Source organism: Streptomyces sp. NPDC059828, from assembly GCF_042731955.1.
Taxonomy (GTDB): Bacteria; Actinomycetota; Actinomycetes; order Streptomycetales; family Streptomycetaceae; genus Streptomyces.
Map to the genome: position 1 here is coordinate 60,035 of NZ_JBHWIW010000007.1, position 12,193 is coordinate 72,227.

At 69.3% G+C, this 12,193-nt stretch carries 15 protein-coding genes; all 15 read left to right on the top strand.

The window, feature by feature from the left end:
- Positions 1-230: 230 nt before the first annotated feature.
- The 15 genes from ACFV6V_RS06450 to dprA all read left to right on the top strand — a co-directional run bounded on the left by ACFV6V_RS06450 (position 231) and on the right by dprA (position 12,071).
- Positions 231-824 (top strand): hypothetical protein, encoded by a 594-nt coding sequence (locus ACFV6V_RS06450; protein WP_385559928.1) that lies wholly within the window; start codon positions 231-233, stop codon positions 822-824.
- Positions 825-1,082: 258 nt separating this feature from the next.
- Positions 1,083-1,520 (top strand): 30S ribosomal protein S16, encoded by a 438-nt coding sequence (rpsP, locus tag ACFV6V_RS06455; RefSeq protein WP_385559931.1) that lies wholly within the window; start codon positions 1,083-1,085, stop codon positions 1,518-1,520.
- A gap of 2 nt (positions 1,521-1,522) precedes the next feature.
- Positions 1,523-1,762 (top strand): RNA-binding protein, encoded by a 240-nt coding sequence (locus ACFV6V_RS06460; RefSeq protein WP_014176063.1) that lies wholly within the window; start codon positions 1,523-1,525, stop codon positions 1,760-1,762.
- Positions 1,763-1,839: 77 nt separating this feature from the next.
- Positions 1,840-2,415, top strand: a complete 576-nt coding sequence (gene rimM, locus ACFV6V_RS06465) for a ribosome maturation factor RimM (RefSeq protein ID WP_385559934.1) — start codon at positions 1,840-1,842, stop codon at positions 2,413-2,415.
- A complete protein-coding gene (gene trmD, locus ACFV6V_RS06470; protein ID WP_385559937.1) occupies positions 2,415-3,236 on the top strand; it encodes a tRNA (guanosine(37)-N1)-methyltransferase TrmD in 822 nt (273 codons plus the stop codon). The genes rimM and trmD overlap by 1 nt, the downstream gene beginning before the upstream one ends.
- A gap of 131 nt (positions 3,237-3,367) precedes the next feature.
- Positions 3,368-3,718: a 50S ribosomal protein L19 gene (rplS, locus tag ACFV6V_RS06475; RefSeq protein WP_385559940.1), complete on the top strand. Its 351-nt coding sequence runs from the start codon at positions 3,368-3,370 to the stop codon at positions 3,716-3,718.
- Between the two features lie 71 nt (positions 3,719-3,789).
- Positions 3,790-4,575, top strand: coding sequence for a signal peptidase I (gene lepB / locus ACFV6V_RS06480; RefSeq protein WP_385559943.1), 786 nt, complete (start codon positions 3,790-3,792; stop codon positions 4,573-4,575).
- Positions 4,568-5,641, top strand: a complete 1,074-nt coding sequence (gene lepB, locus ACFV6V_RS06485; RefSeq protein WP_385559946.1) for a signal peptidase I — start codon at positions 4,568-4,570, stop codon at positions 5,639-5,641. The genes lepB (ACFV6V_RS06480) and lepB (ACFV6V_RS06485) overlap by 8 nt, the downstream gene beginning before the upstream one ends.
- Positions 5,544-6,317 (top strand): signal peptidase I, encoded by a 774-nt coding sequence (lepB, locus tag ACFV6V_RS06490; protein ID WP_385559948.1) that lies wholly within the window; start codon positions 5,544-5,546, stop codon positions 6,315-6,317. The genes lepB (ACFV6V_RS06485) and lepB (ACFV6V_RS06490) overlap by 98 nt, the downstream gene beginning before the upstream one ends.
- Before the next feature lie 346 nt (positions 6,318-6,663).
- Positions 6,664-7,554, top strand: a complete 891-nt coding sequence (lepB, locus tag ACFV6V_RS06495) for a signal peptidase I (protein WP_385560209.1) — start codon at positions 6,664-6,666, stop codon at positions 7,552-7,554.
- A 48-nt stretch (positions 7,555-7,602) separates the two neighbouring features.
- Positions 7,603-8,355, top strand: a complete 753-nt coding sequence (gene lepB / locus ACFV6V_RS06500; RefSeq protein ID WP_385559951.1) for a signal peptidase I — start codon at positions 7,603-7,605, stop codon at positions 8,353-8,355.
- Positions 8,356-8,428: 73 nt separating this feature from the next.
- Positions 8,429-8,737, top strand: coding sequence for a DUF2469 domain-containing protein (locus ACFV6V_RS06505; protein WP_067395620.1), 309 nt, complete (start codon positions 8,429-8,431; stop codon positions 8,735-8,737).
- Between the two features lie 117 nt (positions 8,738-8,854).
- On the top strand, positions 8,855-9,262 hold the full coding sequence (locus ACFV6V_RS06510) for a YraN family protein (protein WP_385559954.1): 408 nt from the start codon (positions 8,855-8,857) through the stop codon (positions 9,260-9,262).
- Entirely contained in the window at positions 9,262-10,896 is a 1,635-nt protein-coding gene (locus tag ACFV6V_RS06515) for a YifB family Mg chelatase-like AAA ATPase (RefSeq protein ID WP_385559955.1), read from the top strand. Before ACFV6V_RS06510 ends, ACFV6V_RS06515 begins: the two co-directional genes overlap by 1 nt.
- The gene (gene dprA, locus ACFV6V_RS06520) at positions 10,893-12,071 is read left to right on the top strand and encodes a DNA-processing protein DprA (protein WP_385559957.1); all 1,179 of its coding nucleotides are present in this window, start codon (positions 10,893-10,895) and stop codon (positions 12,069-12,071) included. The genes ACFV6V_RS06515 and dprA overlap by 4 nt, the downstream gene beginning before the upstream one ends.
- Positions 12,072-12,193 lie beyond the last annotated feature (122 nt).

A 12,193-nucleotide genomic window follows, 5' to 3' on the forward strand; every position in this document is an offset into this window, starting at 1 on the left:
CGCCTCGGGCTCCCGGGGCGCCGCCGTGGCTACGTGCCGTGACGCGTGTCTTCGGCGTGTATTTCGCCGACGCTCCACTACGTACCGGCTTGTTGTGAGCTGCGTGACTTCTCCGCAGTTCAGCGCACCCGCCCTCGTCAGGACGCATCAATGCCAACTGACGGGTAAGTGCAAATTATTTGGGATGGCCCGGAATGGAACCCGAGGGGCCTCCGGCTCGTTGTCACGACGTGAGCACGACACCACCTGTTCTCGCCGCAGAGCTGGCGCAGGCGTGGGCCGACATTCAGCGGTACCACGCCGAGCTGCCGGATCTCGCCGCGCCCGAGTCCCTGATCGGAGAGTCCTCGTCGGCGTGCGGCCACGAGCTCTCCTTCGAGCGACTGCTCCATGAGGCAGTCCACGGCATCGCCGCCGCCCGAGGTGTCCGCGACACCTCCCGCGCCGGTCGCTATCACAACCGCCGGTTCCTGGCGATCGCCGAGGAGATGGGCCTGGACCACCCGGAGGAGCCACATCCGAGCAGCGGTTTCTCGCTGGTCACGCTCAATGTGGAGGCGAAGCGGCGGTACCGGCCGACCATCGAGCGGCTCCAGCGTGCCCTCGCTGCGCACACGGTTGCGACGGCTTCCGACACCAAGCGCTCCTTCCGCGGTCCGGCCGCCCGGCACGGCTCGTCGGGTGGGGGTGTACGGGTCAAGGCCGTATGCGACTGCGGGCGCAATGTGAGGGTGGTGCCATCGGTCCTCGCCCAGGCCCCCATCGTGTGCGGAGGCTGCGGCAAGCCCTTCCGCATCCCCGAAGCGGTGGCTGCGGCGAGCTGAACCGCTCGGTCACCCGAGCACCTCGGCACGCGGGCTCCCCAGCGCCCGAGCATCAAGCGGCGCGAGTGCTTCGCGCGGGCGGACCGGACCGTGGTCCGCCCCCGTGTCGTGGGTGTGGCAGAATGGCCAGCTGTACTCGACAGTCGCATAGGACCCCTCTCTCCTCCGGCTGACGCGTCCGTCGGGCCATCGGGTACCGCAACCCCACGCGGCAACTCGCTGTGCCCAACCACGTCAAAATCAGGAGAACCCACTCCCGTGGCAGTCAAGATCAAGCTGAAGCGTCTGGGCAAGATCCGTTCGCCTCACTACCGCATCGTCGTCGCCGACTCCCGTACCCGCCGTGACGGCCGGGCCATCGAGGAGATCGGTCTGTACCACCCGACGTACAACCCGTCGCGTATCGAGGTCGACTCGGAGCGTGCCCAGTACTGGCTGTCCGTCGGCGCCCAGCCGACCGAGCCGGTCCTCGCGATCCTGAAGCTCACCGGCGACTGGCAGAAGCACAAGGGGCTCCCCGCCCCGAAGCCGCTGCTCGTCCCGGCGACGAAGGAAGACAAGCGTCGTTCCTTCGACGACTTCGCCAAGGCCCTCGAGGGTGACGAGAACAAGGGCGAGGCCATCACGCAGAAGGCCAAGAAGTCCGAGAAGAAGGCGGACGAGGCTGAGGCCCCCGCCGAGTCGACCGAGGCCTGAGCATGCTCGAGGAGGCTCTCGAGCACCTCGTGAAGGGCATCGTCGACAACCCCGACGATGTGCAGGTCGCCTCGCGCAACCTGCGTCGCGGGCGCGTGCTGGAGGTCCGGGTGCACCCCGATGACCTCGGCAAGGTGATCGGCCGCAACGGCCGCACCGCTCGTGCCCTGCGCACCGTCGTGGGTGCCATCGGTGGCCGGGGTGTCCGTGTCGACCTCGTTGACGTGGACCAGGTCCGCTGATCAGTTGATCACCGGCACGGGCCGGGGAGGGCTTACTGTCCTCCCCGGCCCGTCGTCGTATGACAGGAGCATTGAGCGTGCAGTTGGTAGTCGCACGGATCGGCCGTGCCCATGGCGTCAAGGGCGAGGTCACCGTCGAAGTCCGCACCGACGAGCCGGAACTGAGGCTCGGGCCCGGAGCCGTACTTCACACGGACCCGGTGTCGGCGGGACCGCTGACGATCGAGACGGGACGGGTGCACAGCGGCCGGCTGCTGCTGCGCTTCGAGGGCGTACGGGACCGCAACGGCGCCGAGGCCCTGCGCAACACCCTGCTCATCGCCGAGGTCGACCCGGACGAACGCCCTGACGAGCCCGATGAGTTCTATGACCACCAGCTGATGGACCTCGATGTGGTGCTCGCCGACGGCACCGAGGTGGGCCGGATCACCGAGATCTCACACCTGCCCTCGCAGGACCTCTTCATCGTGGAAAGGCCCGACGGCACCGAGGTGATGATCCCCTTCGTGGAGGAGATCGTCGCCGAGATCGATCTCGAGGAACAGAAGGCCGTCATCACCCCGCCCCCGGGGCTGATCGACGACCGTGCCGAGATCGCTTCGAGCCGCGACGAGGGCGGGGCCCCGGACGGCAAAGACGAGGACGGGGCCTGATGCGACTCGACGTCGTCACGATCTTCCCCGAGTACCTGGAGCCGCTGAACGTCTCGCTGGTCGGCAAGGCCCGGGCCCGGGGACGGCTCGACGTCCACGTACACGATCTTCGCAAGTGGACCTACGACCGGCACAACACCGTCGACGACACCCCGTACGGCGGCGGTCCCGGCATGGTCATGAAGGCCGAGCCCTGGGGGGACGCCCTCGACCAGGCCCTCGCCGACGGCTACGAGGCCGGGGCACATGGCCCGGTCATCGTCGTTCCCACCCCCAGCGGGCGGCCCTTCACCCAGGAACTCGCCGTCGAGCTCTCCCAGCGGCCCTGGCTGATCTTCACCCCGGCCCGGTACGAGGGCATCGACCGCCGGGTCATGGACGAGTACGCCACTCGCATACCGGTCCTCGAGGTCTCGATCGGCGACTACGTCCTCGCCGGTGGCGAGGCGGCCGTCCTGGTCATCACCGAGGCGGTGGCCCGGCTGCTGCCGGGAGTGCTCGGCAATGCCGAGTCCCACCGGGACGACTCCTTCGCGCCCGGTGCCATGGCCAATCTGCTGGAAGGTCCCGTCTACACCAAGCCACCCGAGTGGCGCGGTCGTGGCATTCCGGAGGTGCTGCTCAGCGGACACCACGGGAAGATCGCGCGCTGGCGCCGTGACGAGGCGTTCCGCAGGACGGCTGTGAACCGTCCGGATCTGATCGAGCGCTGCGAGCCGTCGCTGTTCGACAAGAAGGACCGGGAGATGCTCTCCATCCTGGGCTGGGCACCCTCGTCCGACGGCGGATTTTGGCGCAGGCCACCGGCCATGGAAGAATAGGCCGCTGCCGTACGTCCGACGTGCGTCCCCTGCCACAGGGGGACACGGCGCCCGCTCCGACGTGACGGCCTCCATCCCATCTTCTTCATACCGCTGATGACCTGTGGCATTGGCGAAGAAAGCAGACGAACATGTCGCACGTGCTCGACGCCGTCAACTCCGCCTCGCTGCGGACCGACGTCCCGGCATTCCGTCCCGGTGACACCGTGAACGTCCACGTTCGCGTCATCGAGGGCAACCGCTCCCGTATCCAGCAGTTCAAGGGTGTCGTCATCCGCCGCCAGGGCTCCGGCGTCAGCGAGACCTTCACGGTCCGCAAGGTCTCGTTCTCCGTCGGTGTCGAGCGCACCTTCCCGGTGCACAGCCCGATCTTCGAGAAGATCGAGCTCGTCACCCGTGGTGACGTCCGTCGCGCCAAGCTCTACTACCTGCGTGAGCTGCGCGGCAAGGCCGCGAAGATCAAGGAGAAGCGCGACAGGTGAGCTCAGGCTCACACCGCGCCAAGCTGAGGCCTCATACGGTCTTTATCGCGGCCGGATAACATCTGGCACCGATGGACACCGACGTACAGCACACGGAGCGCGACCGCTCATCCGCCCAGGGGACCGACGAGTCTCTGCCGGAGCAGCGGTCGCGCTCCGCGCGTGTACCCGCGCGAGCCTCCGGATTTCTGCGCCGGCTCACCCTGCGCCGTGCGGCCGGTCTCGGAGTCGTCGCCGGTGTCCTCCTGCTGCTGCTGAGCCACTTCGTGGTCCAGCCCTTCCTGATTCCCAGTACCTCCATGGAACCCGGACTCCAGGTCGGCGACCGGGTGGTGGTGAACAAGCTGGCGTACCGTTTCGGTTCCGAGCCCCGGCGCGGGGATGTCGTCGTCTTCGACGGCACCGGGTCGTTCGTCCAGGAGGCGGGGGACCGCAACGCGCTTGCCGGGCTGGTGCAGGGCACCGCGGCGGCACTGGGGCTCGCCGAACCGGCCGAGACCGATTTCGTGAAGCGCGTGGTCGGCGTGGGCGGCGACCGCGTCAAGTGCTGCGGTAAAGGGGGGAGGCTCGAGGTGAACGGCATGGCGATCGACGAGTACTACGTCCATCCCGACGACGCCCCCTCCCGCGTGCCGTTCGACATCGTCGTACCCGAGGGCACGCTCTTCGTGCTGGGGGACCACCGCGGCAAGTCCCGTGATTCCCGGGATCACCTGGGAGATCCCGGCGGTGGCATGGTGCCGCTGGACAAGGTGATCGGCCGGGTGGACTGGATCGGCTGGCCGGCCGGACGCTGGTCATCGCTGGAGCCGACCATGACCTTCGACTCCGTGCCACCCGGCGGTGCCCATGGGTAACCGCGGACGGCGCGCGAGCCACCGGGCCGACACCCGGTTGCCGACCGGTTCCCGCCCCACCAACGGGACCCGGACCCTGCCGGGGCGTGCGGAGCGGCGCAGGCTTGCCCGCAAGGTGAAGCGGCGGCGCCGGCGCTCGGCCGTCAAGGAGATACCGATCCTGATCGTGGTCGCGTTGATGATCGCGCTCGGGCTGAAGACCTTTCTCGTGCAGGCGTTCGTGATCCCGTCGGGCTCGATGGAGCAAACGATCCAGATCGACGACCGGGTGCTGGTGGACAAGCTGACCCCGTGGTTCGGCAAGAAGCCGGAGCGCGGCGATGTCGTGGTGTTCAGGGACCCGGGGGGCTGGCTCCAGCAGGAGCAGACACCCGTCAAGGACGATCCGGTGGTGCTCAAGCAGGTCAAGCAGGTGCTGACCTTCATCGGACTGCTCCCCTCGGAGGACGAGCAGGACCTGATCAAGCGGGTCGTCGGTGTCGGCGGTGACACCGTCAAGTGCTGCGACACGAACGGCCGGGTCACGGTCAACGGCGTCCCGTTGAACGAGCCCTATCTCCACCCCGACAGCGGGCCGTCGACACTGCGCTTCGAGGTGCGGGTCCCCGACGGACGGCTCTTCGTGATGGGCGACCACCGGTCCAACTCGGCCGACTCGCGGGCTCACCTGAACGAGGCCTATGACGGCACGGTGTCCCTGGACGGGGTCATCGGACGGGCCGTCGTGATCGCCTGGCCCTTCGACCACTGGAAGGGCCTCGAACAACGCGGGACGTACGCATCGGTTCCCGACGCGCGGGGTGCCGCGACCACCGCCACAAGCCCGTCGCATAGTGTGTCCACTCAGAATCTGAACGCAATGCTCGGCATCCCGGACGCCACGGAACTTCCGCTGGCGATGGGGGTGGTGGGGCTGCACCGTCTCCGGCACGGGGCGTGGCGCGGAGCGAGGAGTGGATGTGGGGGACGTGGCGGTCGACGCACGATCTGGACCCGAGCGGGACGAGCAGTCCGAGGGACCGGCAGAGCCCGCAGCATCCGCAGGACCCGAGGAACGCCCCGCTGAGGATGACAGCCAGGTCGTCCAGGTCAGGAAGCAGCGTTCGTTCTGGAAGGAGCTGCCGCTGCTGGTCGGTATCGCGTTGGTGCTGGCGTTGTTGATCAAGACGTTTCTGGTGCAGGCGTTCTCGATTCCGTCGGAATCGATGCAGGACACGCTTCAGCGTGGTGATCGGGTGTTGGTGGACAAGCTGACTCCGTGGTTCGGCGGGGAGCCGGAGCGGGGTGAGGTGGTGGTGTTCCATGATCCGGGTGGGTGGCTGGACGGGGAGCCGACTCCTGAGCCGAATGCGGTGCAGCAGTTTCTGAGTTTCATCGGTCTGATGCCGTCGTCCGAGGAGAAGGATCTGATCAAGCGGACGATCGCGGTGGGTGGTGACACCGTGGAGTGCAAGGCGGGTGGTCCGGTGAAGGTGAACGGGAAGGCGCTGGAGGAGCCGTACATCTACCCGGGGAACACGCCGTGCGACGACATGCCGTTCGGGCCGTTGAAGGTGCCCGAGGGCAGGATCTGGGTGATGGGCGACCACCGGCAGAGCTCCCTTGATTCCCGCTACAACCAGAGCGGGCCGTACGCCGGTTTCGTGCCGGTGGACAAGGTCGTGGGGCGGGCCGTGGTGGTGGCCTGGCCGATCGGCCGTTGGTCGACACTGCCGGCGCCGGACACCGCTTCCGGCCGCTGACACACTGCCGCGCCGGGCGGCCCCGGACGTTCCGTTGCGCGATGATGGAGGCCGGTCCCGCTCGCGGGTGTCAGAAGGACCCGCTCGACAAAGCTGACGGATGACGAAGCTGACGAAGCGCCCCCCGGCCGCCCGGCGAGCACGCTGAGCGACCGGGGGGCGCTTTGCCGACGGGGGCGCAAGACGGGTGGGGCTGCCCCCACCGTGAGCCGCCGGTCGGCAGGCGATCGGAGAATGGCAGTAGCCGTGCGGAACTCCCGCTCGTTGTTCGGAGTAATGGGCCTGTGATCGGCAGTGCCCAGGGGCAGGCGTTGGCGCAGCAGATAGAGGAGTGGATGTGAGCGACGTGGCCGTCGGTGCACAGTCTGGACATGGAGACCCCGAGCAGAGGCCCGAGCAGCCCGCCGAGTCTGCCTCCGATTCCGCAGGATCCGCAGGTTCTGAAGATCACCACGATGGGGATGGCCCTCGGGTCAGGAAGCAGCGTTCGTTCTGGAAGGAGCTGCCGCTGCTGGTCGGTATCGCGTTGGTGCTGGCGTTGTTGATCAAGACGTTTCTGGTGCAGGCGTTCTCGATTCCGTCCGATTCGATGCAGGACACGCTTCAGCGTGGTGATCGGGTGTTGGTGGACAAGCTGACTCCGTGGTTCGGCGGGGAGCCGGAGCGGGGTGAGGTGGTGGTGTTCCATGATCCGGGTGGGTGGCTGGACGGGGAGCCGACTCCTGAGCCGAATGCGGTGCAGCAGTTTCTGAGTTTCATCGGTCTGATGCCGTCGTCCGAGGAGAAGGATCTGATCAAGCGGACGATCGCGGTGGGTGGTGACACCGTGGAGTGCAAGGCGGGTGGTCCGGTGAAGGTGAACGGGAAGGCGCTGGACGAGCCGTACATCTACCCGGGGAACACGCCGTGCGACGACGCGCCGTTCGGGCCGTTGAAGGTGCCCGAGGGCAAGATCTGGGTGATGGGCGACCACCGGCAGAACTCCCGGGACTCCCGCTACCACATGGAGGACGCCAACAAGGGGTTCGTGCCGGTCGACAAGGTCGTGGGGCGGGCCGTGGTGGTGGCCTGGCCGATCGACCGCTGGTCGACACTGCCGGTGCCGGACACCTTCGACCAGCCGGGCCTCGCCGCAGCGGCGGCGACCGTGGCACCCGGTGCCATCGCTGTCGCGGGCGCACTTCCGCTGGTGATCCGCCGCAGGCGGAGGCTGACTGATCGCCGTACCGCCGGGTAAGGTGCCGACTCAGATCAGCGATCGTCGACTCCGGAGGGAGGCGCTGGTATGAGCGGAACAGGATCGATAGCGGGCGGTCACGGCCGTGTCGGCAGGGTGCTGTCGGGGATGGCCGTGGCCGTCGGTTGTGTGTTCTTCCTCGGAGGGTTCGCGTGGGGAGCCATCGCCTACCAGCCCTACACGGTGCCGACGGACTCCATGTCGCCGACAGTCCACCCCGGCGACCGGGTACTGGCGGAGCGGATCGACGGCTCCGAGGTGCGGCGCGGCGATGTCGTGGTCTTCACCGACAAGCTGTGGGGCGATACGCCCATGGTCAAGCGGGCCGTCGCGGTCGGCGGCGACACCGTCGCCTGCTGTGACGCGCAGGGCCGGCTCACCGTCAACGGCAAGGCGGTCGATGAGCCTTACCTGCTCACCAAGGGCCAGGCCTCGCCCACGGAGTTCAGCGTCGAGGTGCCGGAAGGGAAGCTCTTCCTGCTCGGTGACGAGCGCATGGGGTCCCTGGACTCCCGGGAGCACCTCCAGGACGCAGGGCGCGGTGCGGTGTCGCGCAGCGACGTCAGCGCGCGCGTGGACGCGGTGGCCTGGCCACTGACCGGCGGACTCGTGGCGCGTCCGCAGGGCTTCGCGACACTGCCGGGCGGAGTGTCCCAGCCGGGTCCGGTGAAGCTGATCCTCGCGGCCGTGGTGGCCGGGGCGGTGCTGATCCTGGGCGGCGCGGCCTACGGGCCCCTCGCCCGGCTTTTCGGGCAGCGGAAGGCATCCGAGGCGCGTGACCGGGTGACGACGCACGCCTGAGGTCCGGAAATTGCCTGGGGGCGCGTGAGCCTGGCGCACAATAGGGGGACGCACGGCTGAAGGGGAACATGCCATGAGCGCCGAGGACCTCGAGAAGTACGAGACCGAGATGGAGCTGAAGCTCTACCGGGAGTACCGCGACGTCGTCGGGCTGTTCAAATACGTGATCGAGACGGAACGACGCTTCTACCTCACCAACGACTACGAGATGCAGGTGCACTCGGTACAGGGAGAGGTGTTCTTCGAGGTCTCGATGGCGGACGCCTGGGTCTGGGACATGTACCGGCCCGCGAGGTTCGTGAAGCAGGTCCGGGTGCTCACCTTCAAGGACGTGAACATCGAGGAGCTGAACAAGACCGACCTCGAGCTTCCGAGCGGCTGAGTGCCACCCTTCCGGGTGACGGGGATATCCACAGCGAACCGGTTGTCCACCGAGAACCACCAAGATCCACCAGCGGGGGAGTGACGCGTCAGAGTCGGTGCCGGAGGTGGTGCCGAGATGAACGCGACACGGGCACTGGGACGCTACGGCGAAGAGCTCGCCGCACGTCGGCTGGTCGAGGCCGGCATGGTCGTGCTGGCGAGGAACTGGCGGTGCGGGCGGGCCGGTGAGATCGATATCGTCGCCCGCGACGGCGATGCGACCGTCATCTGCGAGGTGAAGACCCGCAGGGGGGCGCCCCCGGGTGGTCCTGGCCCATCGGGCCGTTCTGGCGGGGGACCCTTCCAGCATCCGATGGCCGCGGTCACTCCGGCCAAGGCGGACCGGCTCAGACGGCTGGCCGCATGCTGGCTGCACCGATGCGGTGCGCCACCACCGCAGGGCGGGGTACGGATCGATCTCGTCGGTGTGCTGGTGCCCCGACGGGGTGCGCCGCTCGTCGAGCACGTGCGGGGAGTGGCCTGATGGGATTCGCGCGCACATGCTCCGTGGCACTGGTCGGAGTGGAGGGCGTGGTCGTCGAGGTCCAGGCCGATCTGGAACCGGGTGTCGCGGCCTTCACCCTGGTCGGCCTGCCGGACAAGAGCCTTGTGGAGAGCCGGGACCGGGTCAGGGCGGCCGTCGTCAACTCCGGGGCCGAGTGGCCGCAGAAGAAGCTCACCGTAGGCCTCAGCCCCGCTTCCGTGCCCAAGAGCGGTAGCGGTTTCGATTTGGCGGTCGCCTGCGCCGTGCTCGGCGCGGCGGAGCGTATCGACCCCGCGGCGATCGCCGATCTGGTGCTCATCGGCGAGTTGGGCCTCGACGGGAGGGCCCGGCCGGTGCGCGGAGTGCTGCCCTCGGTTCTCGCGGCGGCCGAAGCCGGATACCGGCATGTGGTCGTCCCCGAGCAGACGGCGGGCGAGGCCTCGCTGGTGCCAGGGGTGTCCGTGCTGGGTGTGCGCAGCCTGCGCCAGCTGATCGCCGTGCTCTGCGAGGAACCGGTGCCCCAGGAGGAGCCGGAGGACGAGGGACGGCCCGATGCGATGCTCGCCGGGCTGCTGGTGCCCGGAGCCGGCGTCGGCACGGGGCTGGCGGGCGACAGGAGAGCCGGTGCGGGGCACACCCCCGACCTGGCGGAGGTGGTCGGGCAGCACACCGCCCGCACAGCGCTGGAGGTCGCTGCCGCGGGAGCGCACCACCTGCTGCTCCAGGGCCCGCCAGGAGCGGGCAAGACCATGCTGGCGGAGCGGCTCCCCGGGCTGCTCCCGCCGCTGACCAGGCGGGAATCCCTCGAGGTCACGGCCGTCCACTCGGTGGCGGGCATCCTCCCACCGGGTGAGCCTCTGGTGCGCACGGCCCCGTACTGCGCGCCCCACCACTCCGCGACGATGCAGTCCCTCGTGGGAGGCGGGCAGGGCCTGCCGAGACCCGGGGCCGTTTCGCTGGCTCATCGTGGGGTGCTCTTTCTGGACGAGGCTCCCGAATTCTCGGCCAAGGTCCTCGACGCGCTCCGCCAGCCGCTGGAGTCCGGGCATGTGGTCGTGGCACGCAGCGCCGGTGTGGTGCGGCTTCCCTCCCGCTTTCTGATGGTGCTGGCCGCCAACCCATGTCCGTGCGGACAGCACACCCTGCTGGGTACCGGCTGTGAATGCCCCGCCGCGGTGATCCGCCGCTATCAGGCGAGGCTGTCCGGGCCGCTGCTCGACCGGGTCGACCTGCGGGTGGGGGTGGAGCCGGTCAACCGCCTCGATCTGCTGGGACGCGAGGGCCAGGAGGGACGGGGAGAGTCCAGCGCCGTGGTCGCCACCCGTGTCCAGGAAGCCAGGTCCAGGGCGGCCGCCCGGCTGGACGGCACACCGTGGAGCGTGAACAGCGAGGTGCCGGGACATGAGCTGCGCGTCCGCTGGCGGGTGGCGTCCGGCGCGCTCGCCGCGGCCGAGCGGGACATGGAGCGGGGGCTGCTCACCGCCCGGGGACTGGACCGGGTCCTGCGGGTCGCCTGGACCGTCGCCGACCTCCGCGGCCGCGACCGCCCCGCTGCCGAGGACGTCGATCTGGCCCTGCAACTGCGCACGGGCATCTCCCGGGGTGTTCCGGCCGCTGTCGGAGGCTGGCCATGAGCGCCCGGACAGCCGCCGGGGTGAGCGAGGAGGAGCGGCTGGCGCGGGTCGCGTTGACCAGGGTCGTCGAACCGGGTGATGAACACGGCGGGCGGTGGCTGCGCGACCACGGTCCGGTGGGGCTCATGGAGCGACTGTGCTCCCGCGGCCGCCCTGACCTCGCGCACTCCGGAGCCGGAGATCAGCGGATCGAGGGATACCGGGTACGGGCCCAGGCGGCACGCCCCGAGCAGGACCTTGAGGCGGTGACGGCGCTCGGCGGCCGTTTCCTCTGCCCTGGCGACCTGGAGTGGCCCACCCAGCTCGATGACCTCGGCGACACCAGACCGGTCGGCCTGTGGCTGCGGGGAGGCGCCGACCTGCGGAAATGGGCGCTGCGGTCGGTGGCGGTGGTGGGAGCCCGGGCATGCACCGCCTACGGGGCGCACATGGCGGCACGTCTCGGTTCAGGTCTCGCCGAGCGCGGCTGGGTCATGGTCTCCGGAGCGGCCCACGGGGTCGACGGAGCCGCTCACCGCGGTGTTCTGGCTTCCGAGGGGGCGACCGTCGCCGTGCTCGCCTGCGGGGTCGATGTCGCCTATCCACGCTCCCACGCCGGGCTGATCGGCCGCATCGCCGAACAGGGCCTGGTGGTCGCCGAGTTGCCGCCGGGCGCCCACCCGACACGCAGCCGGTTCGTGCTGCGTAACCGGGTGATCGCCGCCCTCACCCGGGGCACGGTCGTCGTGGAGGCCGAGCTGCGCAGCGGCTCGCTGGTCACTGCCCGCGCCGCCCAACGGCTCGGACGCTGCACCATGGGGGTGCCCGGCCCGGTGACCAGCGGACTCTCCGCGGGAGTGCATGAGCTGCTGCGCGCGGGGGCGGTGCTGGTGACCGACACCGACGAAGTGGTCGAGGTGGTCGGGGACATCGGTGAGCTCGCACCCGTCCGGCGCGGCCCGGTGCTCCCACGGGATCTCCTGGGCCTCGAGGAGACCAGGATCCTGGAGGCGCTTCCGGCGCAAGGCGTGCTGAAGGGGCGGGATATCGCCCTCAGGGCGGGGACCACCCCGGATGAGGCGCTCGGCAGGCTGTACGAACTCCAGTCGCTCGGCTTCGTCGAACGGCTGGGCTCAGGCTGGCAGTTGGCGTGGGGCGCGCTCCAGGCGGCGAACTCCCGGCGAGGCGGTGCTTGACCTGGAGCATTCGGGTGAAAGGGTGATCCCGACGACCTTCGCCGTGCCCCCGAGGTCCCCCGGACACCGGCGCGGACGACGGTGGGCGCGCTAATCGAAGGTCTGCCCGATGCCCCCTACCC